We start from the raw sequence: 26377 nt of genomic DNA on the forward strand, positions 1-26377 counted from the left end.
CACATTGTCATTGTATGAACAGAGTGTTGAACATAGACGCGCCCGCAGGCGCTTCGACGTGCAGACAAACCCTCGGGCGGCGCGATCCGCCGCGCGGGATCAGGAGGACTTGCGGCGCGCCGCCGGCGCGGGGCCGGCCTTGGCCGCGCGGGGCTTGGCTTTCGACGCGGCGGGCGCGGGCTCCGGCGTCGACGGGGCGGTCTCGGCGCCATCGCCGTCGCGCTGGCGGATCGCCTCGAGGTAGTTGTAGACCGTGAAGCGCGACACCCCGAGCGCCGCGGCCGCGCGCTCCACGCCGCCCTTCACGATGAACAGGCCGCGCTTGAGCATCGCCTGCACCGCTTGCGTCTTCTCTTCCTTGTTCATCAGGCTGACCGGCTTGCCCAGCCGCCGGACCGCCTCGTCGATGATCTCGGCCATCAGCGTGTCCATCGCCGGGCGCGGCGCGGCGACGCCTTCGTCCTGCTGCGCCAGCGGCGCCAGGAACTGCCCCAGCCAGTGATGCGCCGCCTGGAACATCGTCATGTCCGCGTTCAGGCACAGCGCCGCGAACGGATCGCCGTTGGCGTCGCGGAACACCACCGTCGACGAGCGCAGCCGCAGTCCGCCGTCGGTCTCGGTGGCGTAGTTGTCGATGATCGAGTGCTCCGCCTCGCCGCGCTCGGTCAGCTGCTTCTTGGTCTCGACGAAGGCCTTGTCGCCCTTCGGGCCCGCGATGATGGAGCTGCCCACCGTCCGGTTGGAGATGTGCCCGTTGGCGATCGCCACGATCGAGTGCTCCGGCCTCATCAGGTCGTGCAGCACGATCTCGATGTTGGGCCCGACGATGGTGCCCAGCATCCGGACCACCGGCGGCAGCGCCTTCATCACCGTGTCGCGCTCCGCGACGATCTCGCGCGACAGCGAGTCGGGCTGGATGTGGTCGACCGTCGGCAGGGCCTTGCGCTTCTTCGTCATCGGTTCCGGTGTCCCTAGGGTGGCGAGCGGCGATTCTGCCTGAGCCCTCCCGCCACGGACCTCAGGCGGAACCCCGCGCGTCGTGCCGGCCGGCGCGCGCGATGTCGGCCAGCAGGAAACGCGACGCGCCCATCAGGCAGGCCCCCGCGGCCAGCGCCGCCGGCACCAGCACCCACAGCGAGGACTGCAGCGCCAGCGCGCCGCGGGCGGCGAAGAGCGACTCGTTGAGCGTGCCCACGATCAGCGGACCGCAGCCCAGGCCGAGGCTGGCCACCAGCACGTGCAGCGCGCAGACCTGCGAGCGCAGCAGCGACGGCGCGGTGCACTGGTAGATCGCGTAGATCGGCCCCAGCGTCGCCGACAGCAGGAACATGCCGATGCCCAGAGCGGCGAAGGCCACCGTCGCCTGCGTCGCGGTCAGGAACAGCGCGAAGACCGGCCCCAGCAACAGCAGCGCCGCCGCCGGCGTCCACGACTGCCAGCGGTCGTCGCGGCGCGCCAGGCGCGAGGTCAGCCAACCGCCGGCCAGCGCGCCGCCGACGCCGGCGAATCCCTTGATCAGCCCGAGCGTGTAGCCGATGCGGGACAGCTCCACGCCGTGCACGCGGGCGAAGTAGCTCGGCGACCAGGCGATCAGCGCCATCAGGATCAGGCCGACGAACACGCTGCCCGCCAGCGTCAGCAGGATCGAGCGCTGCCGCGCCACGAAACGCGCCGACTCCCAGGCCGAAGGCATCGCCGCCGGCCGCGCCGGCGCGGCGGCCGCCAGCACGCCGCCTTCGCCGAGCCGGCGCTCGCGCAGCGTCGCCACGATCAGCAGGCCCAGCAGCAGGCCCGGCACGCCGGCGCAGATGAAGGCGGTGCGCCAGCCATGCAGGTGGGCGATCCATCCGCCCAGCGCCAGGCCCAGCGAGGTGCCGAGCGACGCGCCGGCGTTGACCAGGCCCAGGATGAAGGGCCGGCGCGCCTTCGGGTACTGGTCGCCGACCAGCGCCAGCGCCGGCGCGGTGCCGGCGGCCTCGCCGATGCCGACGCCGATCCGCGCCATCAGCAGCGGCGCGAACGCGCCGGCGAAGCCGCAGGCGACGGTCGCGGCGCTCCAGACCACCATGCCGGAGCCGACCACCAGCGGCCGCCCGACCCGGTCGGCCAGCCGCGCCAGCGGGATGCCGAGCACCGCGTACACCAGCGCGAATCCGAAGCCCAGCAGCCAGCCGATGTCGGTGTCGGTCAGCTGCAGCTCGGGCTTCATCGGAATGATCAGCACCGAGAGGATGGAGCGGTCCAGGTAGTTCAGCGTCATCGCGCCGAAGATCAGCGCGGCGTAGAAGGCCGGCGCGTCGGTCAGGCGGCGGACGGGAGGCGCGCTCGCATGGACGATCGGGGTCATGGGGACGGGTCCTTGTCGGCGGCATCGAGCATCGCGCGCACGTCCGTCATCAGCGCGCGCAGGCTGCGTTCGATCGAGTAGGCCATGTGCCCGCCCTCGTAGTAATGCTGCGTCAGGCGGTCCCTGGGCCAGCCGGCCTGCGCCACCGCCTGCTCGGCGGCGCCCACCGTCGTCAGCGTGTCCGCGTAGCCGTTGCCCAGCACCAGGCGCAGCCGCGGGTTCTTCTCCATCGCTTCCCGCATCCAGGCCATGAAGGGCCAGTCGTCGAAAGGCGCGCTGCCGCCCCATTGCCAGTCGCTGAAGGACTTGACCGCCGAGTCCGTGATGTAGGGCTCCGTCAGGTCCAGCCCGAGCGACTGCTTCGCGTGCTCGGCGAAGGCGGCGTGCGCGGCCTTGAACAGCACCTCGGAGCCGTCCGGCAGCGGCCCCGAGGCCGCGGCGGGCGCGGTGTAGCGGCCGTCGTACATGCCCAGCACCAGGCCCCGGTCCGCGAGCAGCTCGGCGCGATAACGCATCTTGGACACGCGCAGGTCGAGCGCCTCGAAACGCGCGGCCGGCAAGCCGGTGAGCGCCTCCAGCCGCCGCGCCAGCGCCTGGCGGCGCGACGCCGGCAGCGCCTGGCCGAGGTAGAGCGCCGGCAGGTACTCGTCGCGCGCGAAGCGCCGGGCCTCGTCCACGAAGGCCTCGAACGAGCGCCCTTCCCGACGCACCTTGCCGTGGTGCCAGCCCAGCGCCGCCAGCGTCGGCAGCGAGACGACGTAGCTCATCAGGTTGGCCGGCCGCTGCACGGTCTCGACGATGTTCAGCCCCTGCCCGAACAGGAACACGCCGTCCAGCCGCAGCGCCGGCGTGCCGGTGGCCAGCCGGCGCGCGACCGCGGCCGCGCGCACGGTGCCGTAGCTCTCGCCGAAGAGGAACTTCGGCGACGCCTCGCGCCCATGCGCCGCCGCCCACTGCCGCGCGAAGGCGACGAACTCCTGCGCGTCGGCGTCGACCGAGAAGAAGTCCCGCGGAGTGCTCGGCGGCGTCGCGCGGCTGTAGCCGGTCCCGACCGGATCGAAGAACACCAGGTCGGCCCGGTCGAGCACGGTGTCCGGGTTGTCGACCAGGCGGAAGCCGGCCGGGTCGGCGCCCAGGTCGTCGGGCACCGCCACGCGCCGCGGCCCGAAGGCCATCATGTGCAGGTAGACCGACGGCACGATCGGACCGCCGTTGAACAGGAACAGCACCGGGCGGCGCGCCGGATCGCCGGCGGCGCCGTCGACGCGGTCGGCCAGGTAGGCGGTCGACACGACCTGCCCCGACGGCCCCGGCGACGGCAGCGCGATCGCGGTGCGCTCGACCAGCGCGGTGTAGCGCACGGCGCGGCCGCCGAAGCGGCCTTCGTGCTGGGTGCGGCTGATCACCTCGGGCCCGGCCGCGAAGGCCGGCGACGAGGCCGCGGCGAGCAGCATCGCCAGCACACCGGCGATCGCGCCGGCCAGCACGCCCTCGGCGGCCAGCATCGGCAGGCGTCGTTTCAGGAGACGTCGGAACATGGTGGGCGGGTCCTCGCTCAAAGATCCCAGGTCAGCGTCACGCCGACGGTGCGGGGCTGCACCGGCGTCGCGCCCAGCGTCGCGGACGTGCCGCTGGCCAGCGACGGCGCGCGGCGCGCGGCGGTCAGCCAGGCGGCTTCGTTGGTCAGGTTGCGCACATACATGGTCAGCGTCCAGTGCGACCCCTGCAAGCCCGCGTTGAGCCCCCACAGCGTGTAGCCCGGCAGGTGGATGCGCGGCAGCGTGCTGGACTGGACGAATTCCATCTCCCGCGCGCCGACGCGGTTCACGTTGGCGCCGACGAACAGGTCCATCCCGTCGCTCAGGCTGAAGAAGCGGGTCGCGGTCGCGCCCAGGGTCTGGCGCGCCGAATACGGCAGGCGCGCGCCGCGGGGCCCGTAGGCGGCCTGCCCCTCGACGAAGCCGGGGATGTCGGTGGTCAGCTTGGCGTCGTTGAAGGCGTAGGTCGCCGTCAGCTTCCAGTCCGCGTCGGGCACCCAGGCGGCGCTCAGCTCCAGGCCCTGCGCGCGCGCCTTGCCCGCGTTGGTCGTGTAGGAGCCGCCGAAGGTCGTGTCCACCTGGCTGACCTGCAGGTCGCTCCAGTCGATGCGGTACAGCGCGCCGTCCAGGCTCAGGCGCTGGTCGAGGAAGGTGCCCTTGAGGCCCAACTCGTAGCTGTTGAGCTTGTCGGACTTGAAGGTCGGCGGGATGTTGGAGCCCGGGATCACGCCGTTGCTGCCGCCGGCGCGGAAGCCCGAGGCCGCGCGGAAGTAGGTCATCAGGTTCTTGTCGATCCGGTAGCGCGGCGAGAACAGGTAGGTCGTGTCCTTGTCGTCGTTGCCGCTGAGCGTCGTGGCCGCCGGCGTCAGCGCGCCGCCGTTGTTGGCGGTGTTGCGGTTGCGGCCGCGGGCCAGCCGCGCGCCGAACTGCAGGTCGAAGCGGTCGGTGAAGCGGTAGGTGGCGTCGCCGAACAGCGCCCGAGAGCGGTACCGGCTCTCGTTCATCGCGATCAGCAGCGCGGGGTTCTCGATGATCCGCGGCACCAGCTTCTCGGCCAGGAAGAAGTTCTGGGTGCTGTTCACGTGCTCCAGGCTGTAGAAGGCGCCCACCAGCCACTGCAGCCGCGCGTCGTCGCGCGAGGCCAGCCGGACTTCCTGCGTCTTGGTGTTGCTCTCGAACTCGTTGCGGATGGCCACGCCGGGATTGGCCAGGCCCAGCTTCAGGCCGGCGTTGATGCCGGGCGCCACCGCGCCGATGGCGGTGTACGACGCGTCCTGCACCGCCGCCTGGCGGCTCTGGTTGTAGCCGGTGATCGCGTCGAGCGTGCCGAAGCCGAGGTCCGCCGTCACCTTGATCGAGCTGACGCGGCTGCGGCCGTGGAAGCTGTCGGCGCCCACCATCCGGTCGTGGGTGCCCTCGCCGATCCGGGGCTGCAGGTCGTAGCCGACATCGACCGAGGTGCCGCCGTCGCTGCGCGTGTCCTGCAGCAGCGACGAGGCGCGCACCGTCAGCGCCGGCGTGATCTTCCAGATCGCGGCGATCCGGCCACCGAAGACGTCGGCGGCGTTGTCCTCGTCGGAATGCAGGTTGTGCACGTAGCGCGGATCGCGGCGCTTGAAGGCGCTCAGCCGCACCGCGATCTCGTCGGTGACCGGCTGGTTGATCGCGAAGCGCGTGGTGAAGCCGTTGCCGCCGTCCGCGACGCTGCTCAGCCCGGCCTCGACACGGCGCGTCGCGCGGCGCGTGTCGGGATCGGTCATGTTGTACTTGAGCAGGCCGCCCATGCTGCTGGCGCCATACAGCGTGCCCTGCGGGCCGCGCAGCACCTCGATCTGGCGCACGTCCGACGGATCGAGGTCGGGCACGACGCCGGTGTTGGTCGCGGAGCCGAAGGGCACGTCGTCGATGACCACGCCGGAGGTCGGCCGCACGTTGATGCCGCTGTTGGTGGCGATGCCCCGCATCACGATCACGCTGCTCATGCTGCCGGGGCTGTAGCTCAGGCCCGGCACCTGCGAGAAGAAGTCCGACAGCTTGACCATGCCCTGCGCGCTGAGCTTCTCGGCGTCGATCGCCTCGACCGACATCGGCACCTCCTTCAGGCTCTCGCTGCGCTTCTGCGCGGTCACGACGATGGTGTCGAGCTTGCGGGTCTCGGCCTCGGGCTTCGCGTCCTCGGCGGCGTAGGCGCCGCCGCCCAGCGCGGCCAGGCCGCCCAGCGCGACCCAGCGGGCGGCACCGGCCAGGCGGGAGAGGCGGAGGCCCGAGCTCGCGGGGCGCGAGGGGGCGGCGGAAGGAGCGCGATTCGATGGCTGCATGATTTGTCCCGGTGGGTCGCTCGTGCGGACCCTGTCACTGGTGTGGAGGAGGCCGACCGTTCATTCAACATTCAGTTGATCGATATGACGATCTGTTGACATTCTGGTCGGCGCCCTGGACGAAAACAAGCGGGGACCACTAGGAAGAAACCAGAACTTTGTTGTTTGATTCAACAGTCTGTTGACAACCAGCCACGCGCCGGCGGTCACCCGCCGTCCACGCGGTCAGCGCTCCTGCAGGAAGCGGCGCACCTCCTTCGAGAACCGCGCCAGGTTCGCGTCGTCGTCGTAGGTCGAGTGGGCCGAGGCGAAGCGCTCCATCCGCACCCGCGCCATCGGCAGGCCGGCGTGGTCGAGCGCGTACTCCGCCGCCCCGACGGTGGTGGCCATGTCGAAGTAGCCGCCGGTGTAGAGCAGCCGCACCGCGGGCCGCTCCCGCATCACGTCGGCGATGTGGCGCGTCGGGTTCAGGTAGAGCGTCTCCTGCCCGCCGACGTCGTGCCAGTTCCAGCGTCCGTTGACGTCGAAGGACAGCGTCACGTACTTGCGGTCGACCGGCACCCGCAGCGTCTGCCGGAAGTACGCGTCCAGCGGCCCGAGCCCCGCGCCGCCGGCCTGCAGCGACGGGTCGTTGGTCGGCTTGCCCGGCGGCGGCGGCAGGCTGGAGCCGGTCACCCGCGTGTCCAGCCGCCCGAGCCGGCGTCCGGGCTCGTTCAGCACATGGGTCAGGAAGTATTCGCTGTCCACGCGCAGGCGCCGCGCCTTCAGGTCCTCGACGTCCAGGCCGATCAGCGCGCTCATCCGCGCCGCCAGCGCGTCGCGGCGCTCCGGCGCCAGGCGCGAGCCGTCCATCAGGGCGGGCAGGTAGTCGCTCCGGACGAAGTCCCGCGCCCGGTCGAAGACCTCGCCGACGCTCTCGCCCTGCGCGCGGCGATCGCCGCGGCCATGCCGCCAGGCGGCCACCGCCATCGACGGCAGGTCCATCGCGTACAGCAGCTCGTTGCCCGGCGCCGGCGTGGACAGGCTCATGTCCAGCAGCGGCGACACCAGCAACAGCCCGTCCAGGCGCGGCAGCTCCTTGGCGTGGCGCATCAGCGAGGCGACGCGGAAGCCGCCGTAGCTCTGGCCGCCGATGAACAACGGCGAGTCCTCCCGCCCCTGCGCCTTCAGCCAGTGGCGGATCATCGCCAGCGCCGCGCGCGCATCGCCGTCGATGCCCAGGTAGGGGCTCGGCGCGTCGGTCTTGAGCACGCGGCTGTAGCCGGTGCCGACGGGGTCGACGAACACCAGGTCGGCCGCGTCGAGCAGCGTGTCCGGATTGGGTTCGAGCTGGCGCGCCGGCTCGCGGCCGGTCCGCTCGATCAGGCGCACCGGGCCCAGCGCATTGAAGTGCAGCGGCGACGAGGACGCGCCCGGTCCGCCGTTGAACAGCACCAGCACCGGCCGCCGCGACGGCGCGTCCGACGGCACGACGTAGGAGGTCGCGGCGATCGTCGCCAGCGGCGACGCCGAGCCTTCGGGCAACGGCAGCTCGGTGAATGTCGCCACGTAGGCCAGCGTGCGGCCGTGCAGCGTCATCTCGTGGCGCGTCACGATCGGCCCCGGCAGCAGCGGCGCGGCCTTGAGTGGAGCGGACGCGCCCGCCGCGAACGGGGCCGATGGGCCAGGCGCCGATGGGGCCGCCGTCGACGCCGCGGGAGCAACGGTCGCCCCCGGCGAGGCGGCCTGGGCCGGCACCGCGCCCGCGATGACGAACGACAGGCTCAAGGCCGCGGCCGCGGCGGCCACTTCGGAGCGAAGGAGGACGGCGCGCGTCACAGCTTGCACTCCGCGTCCGCCACGCCCTCGACGCGACGCCATTCGGTGGACGGCACGCCCGCCGAGCGCGGCAGGAAGGACACCGTGCGTTCCTCGCCGCCACGGCGGTAGGTCACCGAGATCGTCTTCGCCGGATCGTTCTTGACCTCCCGGATCGGCGTCATCCGCACGATCTCGTCGCCGTCGGCCAGCCCGGCGCGGGCAGCGCCGCTGTCGGACCGCAGCCCGTTCACCGACGCCAGCCGCATCTCGTCGAAGCCGAGGTCGAACGGCACCTCCCGCTTCGCCGCCGGCGCGAAGCACGGCCCGAAGCTGTTGGGCGGAATCTCCAGCCGCTCGCCGGCCACCATCGCGTCGAAGTCCTTGCGCGCGTCATCGCCGAGGATCGCCGTCACCATCGCGACCCACTCCGGGTTGCCGACCTTCTCGCCGGCGCGCTGGCGCCGCAGCACCTGGCGCACCAGGTCGTCCAGGCTCTGCCGTCCGGCGGTCTTCGCGCGCAGCAGGGCGTCGACGCGCGCCAGGTACATGAAGCCGCGCCCGTAGGGCACGCGCTGCGCGCGCGCGTCCTGCCAGAAGCGCTTGCCGACCTCGACGTTGCTGAGCGCCAGGAACGGGTTGGTGTAGTAGCCGGCCGCATGCTCGTTGATCACGCGCTGGAACTTGGCCAGGTCGATCACGCCGGCGCGGCGCGCCAGCAGGACCGAGTAGTACTCGGCCGTTCCCTCGGAGTACCAGGCCGTCTCCCCGTGCTCGCCGACGTTCATCCGCGGCCAGTTGTGCGTGATCTCGTGGGCCAGCAGCATCTGCAGGTCGTCCCCGCTGCTGGTCTGCCCGCCGACGCCGTAGCCGAACATGAACGAGCGGTTGCCGGCGGTGCCGCCGCCGGCCGGATACGGATTGCCGCGCACGAAGATCCGGTACGGCGCGCCGCTGTCGTCGAAGAAGCGCGCCATGTGGTCGTAGAGCTGGCGGATGTCGCGGGCTAGGCCGGCCGTGTCGAACGGCGGTGTCGCCAGCCAGTACAGCGCGAAGGCGGTGTCGACCTCGGCGGGCTCGCTGCGCACCGGGCCGGCCGCGAAGTAGCTGAAGCCCAGCATCTCCGAGGTGGCCTCGGCGGTGCGCGGGCCTTCGCCGAAGCTCGACACGCCGCGCCAGCCCGTCGGCACCCGGTCCAGGTTCCAGCGCAGCGACAGGCGGTAGCGCTGCTCGCCCGCGGGAGGCGCGAGGAAGTAGATCCCCGCGCCGACCACGCCGCCGGCCTCCGAGCGCAGGTCGAAGAGCGGCCCGTTGCGGGTCTTCGCGTCGACGACGCGCGGCGCCGTGCCGTAGCGCAGGCGCACATCGCCCGAGGTGGCGCGCGCCGGCAGCCAGCGGCGGTAGTGGCCGGTGGGGGTGGGCGGCTCGTCCTCGATGGTCAGCGGCAGCTCGCCCTGGTCGTCCCGCGCCGAGATCGCCCGGGCGTCGTAGGCCGCCGTCGGCACGCCGACGACGAAGGTCGGCATCCGCAGCAGCGGCTGCCCGGCGGCCACGCGCGGCGCCTGCACCGTCATGTCGACCTCGAGCCGCTCGATCCGCCCGCCGGCGGCCACCGGCGTCAGCACGACCGTCATCGCCGGCAAGGGCTCCGCGGCGCGCGCGGCGCCTCCCGTCCACAGCGCCATCACCGCGCCCAGCGCGGCGAGCGCCGCGCGCATCGTTTCCATGCGAGTCCGCATCTTCATCCTCGATTCCGATTCAACGAGCAAGCTCGATCACTGAACAACAACACTAAGTTGCCACGTTCAACTTGTTGTTGAATCTATGCGAGGTGGCGCCTCCCCCGTACTGGGGTTCACCCGAAAAGCGTTGATATGTCTACGGTATCGTAGTGCAGATCGCCCGGAATGTCCGCCCCTTGCCTGAGGTGGGCGGTCCACGGCGGCGGCGCGAACGCCGGCACGACTCCGCGCTAAGCGGCGCTCTTGCGCCGGCGGCCCTTGGGCGCGGGCGCCTCGTCCTCGTCGGGCAGGCCGGCGCCGGCGGCCTCCGCGAAGGCCTGCAGCTTCTTCAACGCGGTGTAGAGCCCCTTGCGCTCGGACAGCGTCAGCGCGGCGAGCAGTTCGGACTGCTTGCGCCGCGTGGCCTCGAAGGCCAGCGCATGCACCTTGCGGCCCTTGGCCGTCAGCTCGACCAGCAGCCGCTGGCGATGCTGCGGATCCGCCTCGCGCCGCGCCAGGCCGCGCGCCACCAGCGCATCCAGCACGCGACTGATCTGGGCCTTGTCCATCCAGGTCCGGCTGGCGATCTCGCCGGCCACGCTGCGGCCGTTCTCATGCAGGAAGGCCAGCAGCCGCCATTCCGGCACGCCGAGCTCGTGCGGCTCCAGCGCCGGCCGGGTCAGGTGCCGCTGGATCAGCGTCGTGGCGCCGACCAGCAGCACGCCGGGGAAGTCCACCATCGCCAGCGTCTGGCCGTCGGGCGTCGGGTCGCGCCAGCTGTCCGGCACGGTGATCGGGCCGGATTCGGGGGATTGGGGGGTGTCGGAGGCGGTCGTCATGCGGGAAGTAAAGCACGACCTCCCGCCTTTCCGCTCCCTGGCAATCACCGATGACGTGACAACGGTGCGACACCTGGGCGGACGTGTCGATCCAGCGCCATGCTCGCCATTACCGTTGACATCACAACGGTTATGCGAAAGCATCCGCGCCATGAAGATCGTCCAAGTCGAGCAATTCCGCGCGGAGGGCGGCCTCAGGCCGCTCTGCTTCCTGAAGGTCACCGGGGACGGCGGGCTCGCCGGCTGGTCGGAGTACAGCGAGCTGCTGGGCGGCGCCGGCGTCGGCGAGCTGATCGCGCGGATGGCGGCTGGCCTGGTCGGCACGGATCCACGCGACACGGCGCGGCTGTCGCAGCGGCTCGAAGCGCAAACCCGGAGCGCCAGCGGTGGGCTCAATGCCCAGGCGGCGGCGGCGATCGAGAACGCCTGCCTCGACCTGAAGGCCAAGGCGCTGGACGTGCCGGTGCATGAGCTGTTCGGCGGCGCCGTCCGCGACCGGCTGCCGGCGTACTGGTCGCACTTCGGCATGCACCGGGTCCGGGCCGCGCACCAACTGGGGCGGGAGCCGCTGCGCACGCTCGACGACCTGGCCGCGATGCTCGACGAGGCGCGGGACCGCGGCTACCGGACCTTGAAGACCAACGTGATGCTGTTCGGCGACGCGGCGCCGCGGCTGTACATGCCGGGCTTCGGCCGCGACGCCGGCGGGCCGGGACTGAACCTGGACGGCGCCTTGCTCCAGGCCATCGCGGCCCAGATGGGCGCGCTGCGGGCGGCGGCGGGACCGGCGTTCGGGCTGGCGCTGGATCTCAACTTCAACTTCAAGCCGTCGGGCGTGCGGCGCATCGCGCAGGCGCTGGAGCCGATGGCGCTCGCCTGGCTGGAGACGGACCTGCCCGATCCCGCCGCGCTGGCCGCGCTGCGCCAGGCGACGCGCACGCCGATCGCCTCGCTGGAGACGCTGGTCCACCGGCGCCAGGTGCTGCCCTACCTGACGGCGCAGGCGGTGGACTACGCGATCGTCGACGTCATGTGGGCGGGCCTGGGCGAGGCGGTCCGCATCGCGGCGCTGGCCGGCGCGCACGACGTCAACCTCAACACCCATGTGTTCAGCAGCCCGCTGGCGACCGCGATGGCGGCGCACCTGGGGGCGATCGCGCCGAACTTCCACCTGATGGAGCTGGACGTCGACACGCCGCCGTGGGTGGCGGCGATGTTCCATCAGCGGCTGCAGGTCGTCGATGGCGAGCTGCTGGTGCCCGCCGGCCCCGGCTGGGGCATCGAGCCCGACGAATCCGCGCTGCGCGTGCACGCGGTGGAGGTCGCATGATCTCGCTGCTGCTGAGCGCCGCCCGGGCCCGCGAGCACGCGGACGCGCTGCGCTTCGCGGCGCATGCCGAGGGCGAGACGCTGCGCCTGGTGACGCCGGAGGACGTGGCGCACGTGCCCACGCTGCTGGAGGACGTCCAGGTGGCCTGGTACACGCTGGACCTGCTCGAAGGCGGCTCGCCGACGGGCCCGGCCTCGCGGCGCTTCTTCGCGCTGCTGCAGGACTGCCCCGCGCTGCGCTGGCTGCATGTCATGTCGGCCGGCACCGAGCTGCCGATGTACGAGCCGGTGCGCCGGCGCGGCGTGCTCTTCACCACCGGCTCGGGCATCGCGGCGCAGCCGGTGGCGCACAGCGCGGTCGCCGCGGTGATGGCGCTGTCGCGCGGCTTCGGCCACTGGACCGCGGCCCAGCAGCGGCGCGAATGGTCGCGGATCCCGCCGGACCGGCTGCCCCGCGACCTCCCCGGCCAGCATGCGGTGGTGATCGGGCTGGGGCCGATCGGGCTGGAGATCGCGCGGCTGCTGCGCGCGGTCGGCCTGCATGTCACCGGCGTGCGCAGCCGGGCCCAGCCCGCGGACGGCGTCGACCGGACGATCGCGTTCGGCGAGCTGGCCGGCGTCATCGGCACCGCGGACTGGCTGATCGTGTGCTGCCCGCTGTCGGACCTCACCCGCGGCCTGGTGGACCGGACGATGCTGGCCTCGCTGCCGATGGGCGCGGGCATCGTCAACGTCAGCCGCGGCGCGGTCATCGACGAGCCGGCCCTGCGCGACGCGCTGACGACCGGCCGCGTCGGCGCGGCCTACCTCGACGTGTTCGAGCAGGAGCCGCTCGCGGCGGATTCGCCGTTCTGGTCGCTGCCCAACGTGTGGATCTCGCCGCACAACGCCGCCGCGTCGCGCGGCAACGCCGCCCGGGAGCTGCGGCTGTTCGTCCGCAACCTGGGGAACTTCCTGGCGGGACGGTCGCTCGAGAACGCCCGCTGAGGCGCCAGGCGGACGGGCGGACGGGTGGACCGGCGGACGAGCAACCGAGTATTCGCGCAGTGACGGCGAGCGGCCCCGCCGCCACCGGCCTTCAGCGCCGCGGCAGCGCGGCCAGCAGGCGGTCGATGTCGTCCTGGTCGTTGAACACCGACACGGAGACCCGGAAGCGATTCGCCGAGAGCGTGATGCGGACCTTCGCCTCGCTCAACACCGGCCCCAGCGCCTGCCGCGCGTTGGGCAGCAGGCCGGCGACCATCGGCGTGCGAGCCTCCTGCGGCGTGAAGACCGGATACCCGCGCCGCGGCAGTTCCTGCTTGAGCCGATCGGTGAGCGTCTGCGCGTGCGCCTGGATGGCCGGCACCCCGATCGCCTGCAGGTAGTCGAGCGAGTGGTTGAGCATCGCCGCGACGCCGAACGAGAACGTGCCCTGGCCGAAGAGGCCGATGGCGCCGTCGAAGCGCGTGTACTCGACCACGCCCGGCCCGGGCGGATCGAACGGCAGGTAGTGCGGCGTGAACGACCGGATCTGGTGATACCCCATGGACGGCGGACGCAGCATCGCCTGCCGGTCCTTGCGGACGTACAGGAAGCCCAGCCCGAAGTCGCCCATCAGCCACTTGTAGCTGGCGCAGGCGGCGAAGTCGACGCCGCTGGCATGCACGTCGACCGGGATGCAGCCGGCCGCGTGCACGATGTCCGCATACACGAGCGCGCCCTGGGCATGCGCGATCTCGCAGACGCGCCGCAGGTCGTGCTCGAAGCCGTTGATCGTCGAGACCTGCGACAGCGCCACCAGCCGCGTGCCCTTGCGCACGGCGCGCTCGATGTCGTCCAGCGCGATGCGTCCGTCGCGGGGCGCGATCCAGGTGACCTCGACGCCGGCCTTCTCCAGCTCGGCGTAGATCGGCAGGGAGCCGAAGAAGTGCAGCGTGTCGGTGACGACGTGGGCGCCCTTGGCCGGCAGACCGAGCGCCTGCAGGATCAGGTTCTCTCCGGCGGTGGTGCTCTGGACGAAGGCGATCTCGTCCGCGTCTGCATTGATGAGGCGCGCGAACTTGGCGCGCACCTCGTCCTCGTCGAAGCCCTTGCGCGGCGGCGCGTCCGAGCCGAAGCCGCGGTAGCGCTGGTAGCGCTCGAGCGCCTCGCGCGCGCCGCAGCCGATCGGGTGCATCGAGCCGGCATCCAGGTAGCAGGCCGTGCCGAGCGGGAACTCCGCCTTCGCCGGCAGGCCGGGGCGGGGCGCCTCGACGGCCGCGCGAGCGCCCTCCGCCATCGCCCCGGGCAGCACCGCGGCCGCCGCCAACATCTCGCGTCTGTTCATCGGACCCGCTCCTCGCGTCCGTCGGGCGGCCGTCGCGCATGATTGATGCACAATTCGTTTCCACCATCAACGTATCGTTGAACTCTATCAGAACCAGGCCGCGTTCACGCACGCGCTGGGACAGTTTCCGGCTTTCCCGCTGAGCCAGTGCCTCCCGGCGTTCGATCGCTCAACTACGACTCATAGACTCCGAGTCAGGCGTACGAACCGTCAATCGGCGCGCCCTGCCCCCCACCCTCGCGGCGTTCGCGAGCGGTCCCTTCTTTGCATCCCTGAAGTACGAGGAGTTTCTCGACATGCGCAAACGCATTCTTGTGATCGGCGCCGGCTTTGCCGGCATGTGGAGCGCGCTGGCCTCGGCGCGGCTGCTGGCCGAAGTCGGCCGCGACGACGTGGAACTGGTGCTGATCGCCCCCGCGCCGGAACTGCATGTCCGGCCCCGGCTTTACGAGAAGCACCCGGAAGGCATGAAGGCGCCGCTGCAGGACATCTTCGCGGCGGTCGATGTCCGCTTCGTCCACGGCCTGGTGCGGCACATCGATGTGGATGCCCACGAGGTCACCTACGTCGGCACCGGCGAAGGTGCCGGCAGCGACGCGCCGGTCCACACGCTCGGCTACGACCGCCTGGTGCTCGCCACCGGCAGCCGGCTGTTCGCGCCGCCGATTCCCGGCCTGGACGAATACGCCTTCAACGTCGACCAGATCGCCGACGCGGCGATGCTGGAGGTCCATCTGAACGGCCTGGCCATGCGGCCGGCGACGCGGGCGCGGAACACGGTGATCGTCGCGGGCGGCGGTTTCACCGGCATCGAGACGGCCGCCGAGATGCCCGCGCGCCTGCGCGAGGCGCTGGGCGAGGACGCCGAGGTCTCGGTCATCGTGGTTGAGCGCAACGCCGAGATCGGCCCGGACCTCGGCCCGGGACCGCGGCCGGTGATCGCGCAGGCGCTGGCCGAGCTCGGCGTCACCTGGCAGCTGGGCGTCGGCGTCGCCGCCATCGACGAACACGGCGTGACGCTGGACAACGGCGAGCGCCTCGAGGCCGGCACCGTCATCTGGACCGCCGGCGCGCGCGCCAGCAGGCTGACCGAGCAGATTCCCGGCGAACGCTGCGCCCTCGGACGCCTCCATGTGGACGCGACCCTGAAGGTCATCGGCGTCGAGGACGTCTATGCCACCGGCGACGTGGCCTACGCCGCCACCGACGACGACGGCAACTTCGCCAAGATGTCCTGCCAGCATGCGATGAACCTCGGCCGCTCCGCCGGCCATAACGTCGCGGCGGACCTGCTCGGCGAGCCGACGATCCCGTACCGCCAGCCGAAGTACGTCACCTGCCTGGACCTCGGTCCTTGGGGGGCCGTCTACACCGAAGGCTGGGACCGCGAGGTGAAGCTGTCCGGCGCGGAAGCCAAGGCGCTGAAAACGAAGATCAACACCGAGTGGATCTATCCGCCACGCGCCGATCGCGCGGAGATCCTGGCACTGGCGGATCCCCGCCGCATCGTCGTCGCCTGATCGGACAGGCAGGAAGCATTCGGCCCCGGAGGACCTCGCGGTCGTCCGGGGCCGAGTCGCTTCCGGCTCCTGGCTTCCGGCTGCGCTGCCGGTGCCGGAGATGGAATCGGGCTCAGGAGCGCCGCGAGGCGGCGCGATCGGACAGCCAAGCCACGACCTGGCCCTTGTAGGCGGCAGGCGCCTTCTTGTCGGTGCGTTCGGCCAGGTCGGCCAGCGTGTGGCGCTTGAGTTCGTCCCGCATCGCCTTCTCGGCGGTCTGCATCACGGCATGGATCGAGCACACGCCCCGCGTGGCCCAGCCGGGCGGGCGGTCGTCGAAGACGGCGCAGCGCGAGCGGATCTCGCGGCAATCGAAGAACGACTTGTCGCCTTCGATCGCCACGACGACGTCATGCACCGTGATCCGGTCCGCCGGCCGCGCGAGGCGGTAACCGCCGCCGGCACCTTCCGCCGCGACCACCAGTTCCGCCTTCGCCAGCTTGGTGAACAGCTTGGCCAGGTACTCGCCGGAGACGCCCTGCAGCTCCGCCAGCGCGCGCACGCCGGCGTGGGCGCCCTCGTCGGACTCGTCGACCAGGTGCAGGAGGCAATGAAGGCCGTACTCGACGCCGGTGCCGATGAAGGACATGTCAGGACTCGGAGTGGGGAAGGCGCAGTTTAGAGCCGTAGGTCAGGCGACCAGCCCAGCGCGCGGATGCGTTCCACCACCAGGGAGGGATTGGGCTCGGCCACGTTGAACGCCCCCGTGCCGCCCTGCCGCACCGCCAGCAGCGCGGCCCAGGCCGCCGCCTCGACGTGCAGCGGCATGGCCTTGTCCCGCGGGGATTCGCTGCCGGTTCCCGGCCCGTAGAGCTGGCCGTAGCGCAGCACGCAACCCGCGCCCGCCGTGTCCTTGAGCACGCAGCGCTCCAGCGCGATCACGCCGCCCACGCTGATCGAGCGCGCGCCCTGCGCGTGCGCGTCGAGCGGCGCCTCCTCGTCCCACGGCTCGCCGCCCGGCGCATAGGCCCAGGCGATGCTCTGCGCGACGAGGTGCCGCACGCCCGCCGCGTTGGCCGCGGCAACGAGGTGGGCGGAGCCCTCGCGGCGGATGCGGGCGTTGCGCTGGACGGCCTCGGCCATCGCCGACGGATCGAGGTTGGCGGGCAGGTCGGTGAGCTGATGCACGACGACGTCGGGCTTGATCGCCCGCATCGCGGCGGTGAGCGCCGCCGCGTCGAAGACATCCGCGATCACCGGAATCGCGCCGGCGCGCCACAGGTCGGCCGCGCGATCTGGAGATCGCGTGAGGCCGAAGACCCGGCAGCCGTCGCGGACCAGCAGTCGCACGAGCGGACGGCCGATGGCGCCGGTCGCGCCGGCCAGGAAAACGTTCTTCGTCATCTGGAGTCGTGGAAGGGCCGGACTCGCCGGCAATAGGGAGGCACCGGGCCCGGCGTCAGAGGAGCGCGCCGCTCATGCCGGCATCGCCCCGGCCAGCATCGGTGCCGCCGCGTCGGCGGCGGCATCGATCGCCGCCAGCGGATCGGCATCGAAGGCCAGCCCCGTGGCGGGGACGAAGGTCAGATCGGTGATCCCGATGACGCCGAACGCCGCCTTCAGGTAGGGACGGAAGAAATCGGGCTGCCGCCCTTCCTCGACGAACATCCTTCCGCCCGAGGTCACGGCCACCAGCACCGGACGGTCCTTCAGCAGGCCGACCTTGCCCGTCGGGGTCGCGCGGAACGTGGCGTCGCGCCGAACGACCCAGTCGATCCAGCACTTGAGCGCCGCCGGGATGCCGAAGTTGTGCACCGGCGATGCGATCAGCACCAGGTCCGCCCGTACCAGTTCGGCGATCAACTCGTCCGAGATCGCCAGGGCCTCCCCGAAACGGCGCGCCGCGTCCTCGCCGGGGTGCAGCACCGATTCCGCATAAGCGGCTGAGATCGGCGGCGGCGGCTCGACGCCGATCGGACGCCGGGTCACCGTCAGCGCGTCGCCATGGCGCTCGCGCAGCGCGGCGAGCAGGTGGGCACCGAGTCGCGCGCTCGCGCCGTCGGCGCGCGGACTGCATTCGAGGAACAGGACTTCAAACGGCTTCATGTCAGATCCATGGAGAAATGGAGGCCTCGCGCCAACAGGCCCGAGCGGAAATAGAAACGCTGCGCCAGGCAGTTGGCCAGCGCGGTGTCGAGGACCAGCCGCGCGCAGCCCTCTTCGACGGCGATCCGGCGCAGCGCGACCAGGAGTTGCTCCCCGATGCCCTGCCCGCGTCCGTCGCTCGACGTCACCAGGTCGTCGACATAGAGGAAGTGGCCGTGGATGAGGTTGTCCAGGCCGCGATACCCGGCGAGCGCGACGGGCACCCCGTCGGCCACGGCCATCAGGAGCCGGTATCCCTGCTCGCGCTGCTTCACGACCAGCCGGACGAACTCGTCGACGCTGGTCAGCAGCGGGCGCAACTGCAGCATGACGGGATGGCAGGCGCGGATCTCGTCGATCGTTTCCGCGTGCAGGAACTCGAGCGGCGCCCGGGGGTGGCGACGAGCCGGATCACTCGGCGTCGAGGCAGTCGTGGGCGGCAGGGAGGCGGTGGCGGTCGATGGCATGCGGCGCAGTGTGCGCATCCGCTGGCCTATTCGACAGGTCCACTTTTCGACCAAATCATTGGGACAGTTCGCGCGGCCTGGAGCGCGCCGTCCTGGGCGTCCCCACCCGGGATCGGCGGTGCCAGAATCCCGCTCGTTCGGCGCCGGAGCCGTCCCGTTCGAGGTCCATGACACGCGCCACCGACACCCGCAAAGACATCGCCGCGCAGACGCTGCACGACCAGATCTGCGCGCGGTTCCGCGCCCTGATCGCCGACGGCCGGATGGCGCCCGGCTCGCGCGCGCCGTCGTTGCGGGCGCTGGCCGTGGAGCTCGGCGTGGCCCGCGGCACCGTCGAGGCCGCCTATGACCGCCTCATCGGCGAGGGCTACCTGCACGCGCGCGGGACGGCGGGGACCTTCGTCGCGGACCGTCTGCCGCAACCCTCCGCGAGCACGGTTCCGGCACCGGCCGCCGGCATCGCGGCGGAGAAGGCCTCACCCGATGTCACCGCCGTGTCGGCTTCGGCGCGCCGCGCCCGTCCGGCCACCTCGCCATCGACCTCGGGAACCACGTCGCCGGAGCAGCCCGCCGTCCAGCTCGATGGCGCCGGTCCCGCACCGCTGCCCTTCCAACTGGGCGTGCCCGCACTGGATGCCTTTCCACGCAAGGTCTGGGCGCGCCTCGTCGCGCATCACGCGCGGCGCATGGACAGCCTGATGAAGCCCGATCCGTTCGGACTGCCTCGCCTGCGCGAGGCGCTGGTGGTCTACCTGCATCGCTCGCGCGGCGTCGAGGCGACGGCCCGCCAAGTGTTCGTCGTTCCGGGCTACGAGCCCGGCCTCGCGCTCGCCGTCGACGCGTTGCTGGCGCGCGGCGACACCGCGATCGTCGAGGACCCCGGCTATCCGCCCACCGCTCACCTGCTGCGACGCCAGGGCATCTCGCCGGTGCCGGTTCTGATCGACGGCGAGGGCCTCGACATCGCCACGCTGGCGCCGACCGCGTCCGCCGCCCGGCTGGCCGTCGTGACACCGTCCCACCAGAGCCCCACCGGCGTGTCGCTCGGCCTGCAGCGTCGGCTGGCGCTGCTGGACTGGGCCGCGGCGCGGGACGCGTGGATCTTCGAGGACGACTACGACGGCGAGTACCGCTATCACGGCCATCCGCTGCCGGCGCTCAAGAGCCTGGACCGGCAGGGGCGCGTCCTGTACGCCGGCACGCTGAGCAAGGTGCTCTATCCGGGGCTGCGGCTCGCCTATGTCGTGGTGCCGCCGGCGCTGGTGGAGACCTTCGAACGCGCCGCGCGTCGCGCGCCGGCCGGCGGCTGCCCGTCGCTGATGCAGGAGGTCGTCGCCGACTTCATCGAGCAGGGCCATTTCGCGCGCCACATCAAGCGCATGCGCGCGCTCTACGGTCATCGACGCGACTGGCTCCTGGAAGCGCTAAAGCCGCATGCGCGCCTCGGGCTGTCCTGCCAGCAGCATCGCGGCGGCATGCACGTCACGATCGCGCTGCCCGCCGGTGCCGACGACACCGCCCTCGCCCGCCAGGCGCGCGACGCTGGCCTCGCCGTGCACGCACTGTCGGACTGGAGCCAGCTCGGACGCCATGCGCCGGCGCTGCTGGCCAGCTTCACCAACCTCGAGTCGCCGGAGGCGGCCACCGACGCGGTGAGGCGCCTGGTGGCGGCGCTCAAGCTCAAGCCGCTCAAGCCCGTCAGGCCGGTCAGGCCGTCTCGGTGAGCCGCTCGGCGATCAGCTGAAGACCCTTCACCACCGGCGCCGGATCGTCCGCGAACTGCGCCTGGACGATCGCGCCATCGACGGCGACCGCCAATGCGGCGGCCACCTTGCGCCGTTGCCGCGACGCCGGCAGCAGCGCCGCGATCGCCTCGGTCATGTCCTCCTTGTGGCGCCGCGTGACGGCGATCACCTCCGGCAGCGCCGGCCCCATCTCGCCGACGCCGTTGAGGAACGCGCAGCCGCGGAACTCGCCGAGCGCCTGGCCGTCGAACCACTCCGCCAACGCCGGTGCCAGCGCCCCGGCGCCCTGCGCCGCGCCGCCGTGGCGCTCGAGCGCGCCGGTGAACCACGTCATCCACCGCTCATGCCGCAGCGCCAGGTAGGCCAGGATCAGGTCGTTCTTGCTCGGGAAGTGCCGGTAGAAGGTGACCTTGGTGACGCCGGACGCGGCGATCACGCGATCGATGCCCGTCGCGCGGATGCCCTCGGCGTAGAACAGGTCGTGCGCGGTGCGCAGGATGCGGTCGCGGGCAGGCAGCTCGCCGATGTCCATGCTGGCGTCGGTGTCGTTCATGCGGTCATTGTAGACAGACCTGTCTACCTTCGCCAGAATGCGGCACGTAGACAGACCTGTCTACATTCACCGACCGACAAGGACCGACCCCATGGACACCCGCCCGCCCCTGCCCCCGTTCACCCGCGAGACCGCGATCCAGAAGATCCGCCTGGCCGAGGACGCCTGGAACAGCCGCGACCCCGCGCGCATCGTGCTGGCCTACAGCGTCGACACGCAGTGGCGCAACCGGGCCGAGTTCCCGCGCGGCCGGGCCGAGGCGCAGGCCTTCCTGGAGCGCAAGTGGGTGCGGGAACTGGACTACCGGCTGATCAAGGAGCTGTGGGCCTTCGACGGCAACCGCATCGCCGTGCGCTTCGCCTACGAATGGCATGACGACGCCGGCAACTGGTACCGCAGCCACGGCAACGAGAACTGGCAGTTCGACGAGCACGGCCTGATGACGCATCGCCACGCGAGCATCAACGACCAGCCGATCAAGGCCGCGGACCGCAAGTTCCACTGGCCGCAGGGCCGCCGGCCGGACGACCATCCGGGGTTGAGCGACCTGGGTTTGTGAGCCACGGGGGCGGGACGTCGGCGAATGGCCGGTGTCCCGCGGCTCAGCGGCCGGCGCCCTGCTCGCGCCACGCGCTCGGCGACTGGCCGGTGTGCCGCAGGAAGAAGCGCGTGAAGTAGGCCGGATCGGCGAAGCCGAGGCCATCCGCGATCTGGCGGACCATCAGGTTGGTGTAGCCGAGCTCGCGCTTGGCCTCGAGCAGCACCCGCTGGTGCAGCACCGCCAGCGCGGAGCACTGCAGGTGGCGGCGGCAGAGCCGGTTCAGCTGCGTCGGCGTGATGCCCAGCGGCGCGGCCAGCTCCGCCACCGGCGGCTGGTGGCGGTAGTGGCGCTCGACCTGCTCGCGGTAGCGCGCGAGGTGCTGCAGCGATCGGCCCTCGCCGGCGGGATGGTGGGCGGGTTCAGCGGCGCCGAAGCGCGCTGCCTGCGTCGCCAGCAAGGCCACCGCGTGATCGAGCGCCGGACCGCGCCAGGCGCCGGCACTCGCGTAGTCCTCCCTCAGCGCATGGCCGACGGCGAACAGCGCGCGCGTGACCGTCGCGCCGCGATCGAGGACGACCAGCCTCGGCTCGGCCAGGCTCTCCAGCAGATCGGGCAGGTGGTCCAGCAGGGCGCACAGCCGCGCCTGGTCCAGCGTGACGACCAGTCCCTCGGTTTCCGGCGCGAAGCGGAAACCGTGCACCGCCAGCGCCGGCACCCAGACCAGCGCAGGGGCGCGCAGCACGCACTCGGTCTCGTCCATGCGGACGGTGACGCGGCCGCGCTCGATCAGCAGCAGCTGGACCAGCGCGCCGTGCCGGTGCGGCTGGATCTCCCAATTGTGCAAGCGGCTCCGGTCGGCGATCGACTCCAGGTGCAGGCCGTCCAGCGCCGGCGAGCGGCCGTCCTCGCCATAGAGCGCATAGACGGGCGTCGCTTCCTTGCGGCGACGGGATCGAGCTTCGGATCCGGCGGCGGGATCGTCTTGGGTCATGGGTTCGGATTGTGCAAGTCGAGGACGGACTCGTCCATTCACCGCGAGCGGGGCCAGCCGTAGCCTTCGGACCATCGGAGACAACACGAGTGCCTCGACCGAGGGCGGCCCCCCATGAAGAAACTGCGCACCCAGGTGCTCATCGTCGGCGCCGGACCGTCCGGCCTGCTGCTCGGCCAACTGCTGCATCGCCACGGGATCGACACCGTCATCGTCGAACGCCAGAGCGGCGAGCACGTGCTGTCGCGGATCCGCGCCGGCGTGCTCGAGCAGGGCACCGCGGACCTGATGGACGAAGCCGGCGTCGGTGCCCGGATGCATGCCGAGGGCCTGGTCCACGACGGCTTCGCGCTGACCGTCGATGGGGTGCGCCATCGCGTCGACCTGCGCGCGCTCGCCAGCGGCAAGACCGTGCTGGTCTACGGCCAGACCGAAGTCACGCGCGACTTGATGGCCGCTCGCGCGGCCGAGGGACTCACGACGCTCTACGAAGCCGCCGACGTGCGCATAGAGGGCTTCGACGGCACCGTCGGCCCTGGCGGCCCTGGCGGCGCCGGCGGCACTGGCGGGACCGACGGGACCGGTGGGACCGGTGGGACTAGCGGGACTAGCGGGACTAGCGGGACTAGCGGGACTAGCGGGAGGCTGCCGCGCGCCACCTGTACGGTGAACGGCGAGGCCGTCGAAATCCAGGCCGACTTCATCGCCGGCTGCGACGGCTTCCACGGCGTCTGCCGCGCCAGCGTCCCGGCCGGCGCGATCAGCGTCTTCGAGAAGGTCTATCCCTTCGGCTGGCTCGGCCTGCTGAGCGACACGCCGCCGGTCTCGCACGAGCTGATCTACACGCGGCACGCGCGCGGCTTCAGCCTGTGCAGCATGCGTTCGGCCACGCGCAGCCGCTACTACCTGCAGGTCCCGGCCGGCGAGCGCGTCGAGGACTGGAGCGACGCGCGCTTCTGGGACGAACTGCGGGCGCGCCTCGATCCCGAAGCCGCCGCCGCGCTGGTGACCGGCCCCTCCCTGGAGAAGAGCATCGCGCCGCTGCGCAGCTTCGTCGCGGAGCCGATGCGATTCGGGCGGCTGTTCCTGGCCGGCGATGCCGCGCACATCGTGCCGCCGACGGGCGCTAAGGGGCTCAACCTCGCGGCCTCCGACGTCCGCTACCTGTCGCAGGCGTTCATCGAGCACTACCGCGAGCGCAGCGACGCCGGCCTGGACCACTACTCCGCGCGCTGCCTGGCCCGGGTCTGGAAGGCCGAGCGCTTCTCCTGGTGGCTGACCAGCCTGATGCACAACTTCGACCAGGAGCCGGCCTTCCAGGCGCGGCTGCAGGCGGCCGAGCTCGATTACGTGCTCGGCTCGGACGCGGCCCGGCGCGTGCTGGCCGAGAACTACGTCGGGCTGCCGTTGTAATGGACGCCGCCCGGCGCCCTGCGACGCTCAGTCCTCGATCAACCCGAGGAAGTGATCGAGGATCACGAAGTGGTCCTCGAACATCGCCGACTCCATCGCCGCGAGCTCGTCCCGGTGGAACCAGCGGGCCTCCTTGACGTCGTCGCTGCCGACGACCTCCGGCAGCGTGGCCATGTCGCCGAACTTGAAGTGGTGCGCCATCGTGATCAGCCGCCCGCGCGCGCTGCGCAGCGGGTCCTCGAAGGTCGCCACGCCGTGCAGCGCCGCCAGGATCGACGCGGGCAGCAGCGGGAAGCGCGTCTCCTCGATCAGCTCGCGGATCGCGCAGGCCACCAGCTTCTCGCCGCGGTCCAGGTGGCCGCCGGGCACCGCCCACAAGTCCTCGCCGAACGGCCCCTTTCGCCGCACCAGCAGCACGTGGTCGCCGGCCGTGACCACCGCGTCGCCGGTCATGTAGGCGACTGCCGTGTACTTCTTCCGATAGTTCGCGATGGCGGCGTGCTCGGCCTTGCGCCGGCGGTACTCCGGCAGCCGGCTCCACGCCTGCAGCCACGCCCGCACCGGCGCGCTGACGTAGGGCGACATCACCGTCAGCGCCGCGTCCGGGTCGTCAGCCTCGAAGAACACCTGCCGCATCGCCGTCGCGTCGACGTCGGCCAGCCGGTTCACCAGCTGCTGGCGCCAGCGCGGGAAGTTGTTCAGGTAGTAGCTGGTGTGGTCCTTCTGATGTCCCACCAGCACGATGTCCGCGCCCTCGCCCGCCAGCGCGTTGACGCCCATCGTCACCGCGGCGTTCCAGCGCTTGTCGTCGAAGTAGTCCCGCACCGGCAGCACGTGCAGCCGCGCGCGCTGGTCCTCGGTCAGGTGGGCCATCAGCATCTGGCGGCGCTCCTCGTGCACGAACGGGTTGCGCGGGTCGCGCGCCTTGTGCGACGAGCCCAGCACCGCGATCACCTCGTCGGCCAGGCCGAAGGCCGCCTGGAACAGCGCCTCCTGGCCGAGGTGCACCAGTTGCCAACGGCCGACGACGACGGCGACGGTCTTGCGGGTCATGCGAGGTCCTTCCTGATCGAGGAGGCCGGCGGCGGCGCCGGCGAGTGCGTCGGCGACGGGGCCGACGATGGGGTCAGCCGTGCACGGCGGCGATCGGCAGTTGCCGCCCGCTGCCGAAGGCGCGGGCGCGCAGCCGCACGATCGGCGGGGCCTGGCGGCGCTTGTATTCGTTGCGCGCGATCATGCCCGTGATCCGCGCGATCAGCGCCTGACCTTCGTCGCTCGCGCGCAGCGCCGCCACCGCGGCCTCGGCGGCGACATGCTCGTCCGCGGCGAGCCGTTCGCCCTCGACCAGCACCTTCAGCACCTCGTCCAGCACCTCGTAGGGCGGCAGGCTGTCGGTGTCGCGCTGGTCCGGCGCGAGCTCGGCGCTCGGCGGCTTGTCGAGGATCGCGGCGGGGATGAGTTCGCGGCCGGCGGCCTCGTTGAGGTGGCGGCTCAGCGCGAAGACCTCGGTCTTGTAGAGGTCGCCGATCAGCCCGAGCCCGCCGTTGGTGTCGCCGTAGAGCGTGCAGTAGCCGACCGCGATCTCGCTCTTGTTGCCGGTCGTCAGCAGCAGGTGGCCGCGCGCGTTGGACACCGTCATCAGCAGCGTCCCGCGCACGCGGGCCTGCAGGTTCTCCAGCGCGAGGCCGGCCGGGCGCAAGGCCAGCGTGCTGGCCGCCATCGTGTCGCCGACCTGGCGGACGATGTCCTCGATCGGGCAGACGTCAAGCGCGATGCCCAGGTTGGCGCACAGCGCCTTCGAGTCCTCGACGCTGCCGGTCGAGGAGAAGCGCGACGGCATCGTGATCGCCGCGACCCGGTCGGCGCCGAGCGCCTCGACCGCCAGGGCCAGCGTCAGCGCCGAGTCGATGCCGCCGGAGCAGCCGACCACGACGCGGTCGAAACCGCAGCGGCGTGCGTAGTCGCGCAGGCCGAGCACGATCTGCCGGCGGTAGAAGGCCATCGTGTCCAGGCCCGGGCTGGCCGGCGGCAGCGGGCCGCCGTCGCGCGCGGCGAAGGTCCCGCGGTCGGTCTCGAAACGCAGCGTGACCACGTCCTGATCGAAGCGGCCGGCCTCGAAGACGACGCCCGGTTCCGGCTCGATCGCGAAGGAGGCGCCGTCGTAGACCAGCTGGTCGTGGCCGCCGACCTGGTTCACGAAGACCAGCGGCAGGCGGTGGCGCCAGCAGGCGGCGCGGAAGACCGCATGGCGTTGTTCCCGCTTGCCGACGTTGCTGGGGCTGGCGTTGATCGACACGACCAGGTCGGGCGCGGCATCGGCCAGGCGCTGGAAGGGGTTGACCAGGTAGTCCTTGCCGTCGTCGTTCCAGCCGTCCTCGCAGATCATGAAACCGACCTGCGCGCCGCCGATGCGCAGCACGCGGGCGACGTCCGGGCCGGGCTCGAAGTGGCGGCGCTCGTCGAAGACGTTGTAGGTGGGGAGGAGCTGCTTGTGATAGTCGAGCAGGATCTCGCCGTCGCGGATCACCAGCAGCGAGTTGCGGTAGGGCTTGCCGGGACCCGGGTTGCGGGTGGGGACGCCGACGACCCAGTGCAGGCCGGCGACCTCGCGGGTGGCGGCGAGCAGCGCGGACATCGCGCGATCGAGGCGGTCGCGGAAGCGTTCCTCGTCGAGCAGGTCGGCGGGGTAGTAGCCGGTCAGCGACAGCTCGGGGAAGACGACCAGGTCGGCGCCGTCGTGGCGGGCGCGACGCGCGGCGTCGAGGTGCAGCGCGAGGTTGCCGTCCAGGTCGCCGATGGTCGGGTTGATCTGGGCCAATGTGATCT

22 protein-coding genes are annotated in these 26377 nt (G+C 71.7%); 6 read left to right on the forward strand and 16 right to left on the reverse strand.

Features of this window, described 5'->3' with window-relative positions; translation table 11 throughout:
* Positions 1-99: 99 nt before the first annotated feature.
* From N5D62_RS22715 to N5D62_RS22745, 7 genes are all read right to left on the reverse strand, one after another.
* A complete protein-coding gene (locus tag N5D62_RS22715; protein ID WP_279760186.1) occupies positions 100-957 on the reverse strand; it encodes a PAS domain-containing protein in 858 nt (285 codons plus the stop codon).
* A 61-nt stretch (positions 958-1018) separates the two neighbouring features.
* Positions 1019-2347, reverse strand: a complete 1329-nt coding sequence (locus tag N5D62_RS22720; RefSeq protein WP_279760187.1) for an MFS transporter — start codon at positions 2345-2347, stop codon at positions 1019-1021.
* Entirely contained in the window at positions 2344-3885 is a 1542-nt protein-coding gene (locus N5D62_RS22725) for a hypothetical protein (RefSeq protein WP_279760189.1), read from the reverse strand. The genes N5D62_RS22720 and N5D62_RS22725 overlap by 4 nt, the downstream gene beginning before the upstream one ends.
* A gap of 17 nt (positions 3886-3902) precedes the next feature.
* Positions 3903-6203 (reverse strand): TonB-dependent receptor, encoded by a 2301-nt coding sequence (locus N5D62_RS22730; RefSeq protein WP_279760190.1) that lies wholly within the window; start codon positions 6201-6203, stop codon positions 3903-3905.
* Positions 6204-6428: 225 nt separating this feature from the next.
* Positions 6429-8021, reverse strand: a complete 1593-nt coding sequence (locus N5D62_RS22735) for a hypothetical protein (RefSeq protein WP_279760192.1) — start codon at positions 8019-8021, stop codon at positions 6429-6431.
* Positions 8018-9727 (reverse strand): hypothetical protein, encoded by a 1710-nt coding sequence (locus N5D62_RS22740; protein ID WP_279760193.1) that lies wholly within the window; start codon positions 9725-9727, stop codon positions 8018-8020. The genes N5D62_RS22735 and N5D62_RS22740 overlap by 4 nt, the downstream gene beginning before the upstream one ends.
* Positions 9728-9972: 245 nt before the next feature.
* Complete coding sequence (locus N5D62_RS22745; RefSeq protein WP_279760195.1) at positions 9973-10560, reverse strand: MarR family winged helix-turn-helix transcriptional regulator; 588 nt, start codon at positions 10558-10560, stop codon at positions 9973-9975.
* Positions 10561-10711: 151 nt separating this feature from the next.
* Here N5D62_RS22745 and N5D62_RS22750 point away from each other — a divergent pair, with 151 nt between their 5' ends.
* The gene (locus N5D62_RS22750) at positions 10712-11890 is read left to right on the forward strand and encodes a mandelate racemase/muconate lactonizing enzyme family protein (protein ID WP_279760197.1); all 1179 of its coding nucleotides are present in this window, start codon (positions 10712-10714) and stop codon (positions 11888-11890) included.
* A complete protein-coding gene (locus tag N5D62_RS22755) occupies positions 11887-12876 on the forward strand; it encodes a D-2-hydroxyacid dehydrogenase (RefSeq protein ID WP_279760198.1) in 990 nt (329 codons plus the stop codon). The genes N5D62_RS22750 and N5D62_RS22755 overlap by 4 nt, the downstream gene beginning before the upstream one ends.
* A 91-nt stretch (positions 12877-12967) precedes the next feature.
* On the opposite strand, the gene N5D62_RS22760 is transcribed toward N5D62_RS22755, so the two are convergent.
* The gene (locus N5D62_RS22760; RefSeq protein WP_279760199.1) at positions 12968-14197 is read right to left on the reverse strand and encodes an aminotransferase class V-fold PLP-dependent enzyme; all 1230 of its coding nucleotides are present in this window, start codon (positions 14195-14197) and stop codon (positions 12968-12970) included.
* A gap of 296 nt (positions 14198-14493) precedes the next feature.
* Here N5D62_RS22760 and N5D62_RS22765 point away from each other — a divergent pair, with 296 nt between their 5' ends.
* Complete coding sequence (locus N5D62_RS22765) at positions 14494-15717, forward strand: NAD(P)/FAD-dependent oxidoreductase (RefSeq protein ID WP_279760200.1); 1224 nt, start codon at positions 14494-14496, stop codon at positions 15715-15717.
* A 112-nt stretch (positions 15718-15829) separates the two neighbouring features.
* On the opposite strand, the gene N5D62_RS22770 is transcribed toward N5D62_RS22765, so the two are convergent.
* The 4 genes from N5D62_RS22770 to N5D62_RS22785 form a co-directional block, all read right to left on the reverse strand.
* Positions 15830-16345, reverse strand: coding sequence for an Rrf2 family transcriptional regulator (locus tag N5D62_RS22770; RefSeq protein ID WP_279760201.1), 516 nt, complete (start codon positions 16343-16345; stop codon positions 15830-15832).
* Between the two features lie 29 nt (positions 16346-16374).
* Positions 16375-17100, reverse strand: a complete 726-nt coding sequence (locus N5D62_RS22775) for an NAD(P)-dependent oxidoreductase (RefSeq protein WP_279760203.1) — start codon at positions 17098-17100, stop codon at positions 16375-16377.
* A gap of 72 nt (positions 17101-17172) precedes the next feature.
* Positions 17173-17802 carry an NAD(P)H-dependent oxidoreductase gene (locus N5D62_RS22780; protein ID WP_279760205.1) on the reverse strand — a complete coding sequence of 210 codons (630 nt, stop codon included), beginning with the start codon at positions 17800-17802 and terminating at the stop codon, positions 17173-17175.
* Complete coding sequence (locus N5D62_RS22785) at positions 17799-18326, reverse strand: GNAT family N-acetyltransferase (RefSeq protein ID WP_347881831.1); 528 nt, start codon at positions 18324-18326, stop codon at positions 17799-17801. The genes N5D62_RS22780 and N5D62_RS22785 overlap by 4 nt, the downstream gene beginning before the upstream one ends.
* A 149-nt stretch (positions 18327-18475) precedes the next feature.
* Here N5D62_RS22785 and N5D62_RS22790 point away from each other — a divergent pair, with 149 nt between their 5' ends.
* The gene (locus N5D62_RS22790) at positions 18476-20032 is read left to right on the forward strand and encodes a PLP-dependent aminotransferase family protein (RefSeq protein WP_279760207.1); all 1557 of its coding nucleotides are present in this window, start codon (positions 18476-18478) and stop codon (positions 20030-20032) included.
* Here the strand turns inward: N5D62_RS22790 and N5D62_RS22795 are convergent.
* The gene (locus tag N5D62_RS22795; protein WP_279760209.1) at positions 20016-20606 is read right to left on the reverse strand and encodes a helix-turn-helix domain containing protein; all 591 of its coding nucleotides are present in this window, start codon (positions 20604-20606) and stop codon (positions 20016-20018) included. The genes N5D62_RS22790 and N5D62_RS22795 overlap by 17 nt on opposite strands.
* A gap of 91 nt (positions 20607-20697) precedes the next feature.
* On the opposite strand from N5D62_RS22795, the gene N5D62_RS22800 reads away from it, so the two are divergent.
* Complete coding sequence (locus N5D62_RS22800; protein WP_279760211.1) at positions 20698-21165, forward strand: nuclear transport factor 2 family protein; 468 nt, start codon at positions 20698-20700, stop codon at positions 21163-21165.
* 43 nt (positions 21166-21208) lie between these two features.
* Here N5D62_RS22800 and N5D62_RS22805 read toward each other — a convergent pair whose 3' ends face one another.
* Entirely contained in the window at positions 21209-22138 is a 930-nt protein-coding gene (locus N5D62_RS22805) for a helix-turn-helix domain-containing protein (RefSeq protein ID WP_279760212.1), read from the reverse strand.
* 123 nt (positions 22139-22261) lie between these two features.
* On the opposite strand from N5D62_RS22805, the gene N5D62_RS22810 reads away from it, so the two are divergent.
* Positions 22262-23551, forward strand: a complete 1290-nt coding sequence (locus tag N5D62_RS22810; RefSeq protein WP_279760220.1) for a 4-hydroxybenzoate 3-monooxygenase — start codon at positions 22262-22264, stop codon at positions 23549-23551.
* Between the two features lie 27 nt (positions 23552-23578).
* Here the strand turns inward: N5D62_RS22810 and N5D62_RS22815 are convergent, their stop codons facing one another.
* A complete protein-coding gene (locus N5D62_RS22815) occupies positions 23579-24604 on the reverse strand; it encodes an NUDIX domain-containing protein (RefSeq protein WP_279760213.1) in 1026 nt (341 codons plus the stop codon).
* Between the two features lie 73 nt (positions 24605-24677).
* Positions 24678-26375: an NAD+ synthase gene (locus N5D62_RS22820; RefSeq protein WP_279760215.1), complete on the reverse strand. Its 1698-nt coding sequence runs from the start codon at positions 26373-26375 to the stop codon at positions 24678-24680.
* Positions 26376-26377: the final 2 nt, after the last annotated feature.

The sequence above is a fragment of the Mitsuaria sp. GD03876 genome (genome assembly GCF_029840635.1).
In the GTDB taxonomy this organism is placed as follows: domain Bacteria; phylum Pseudomonadota; class Gammaproteobacteria; order Burkholderiales; family Burkholderiaceae_C; genus Roseateles.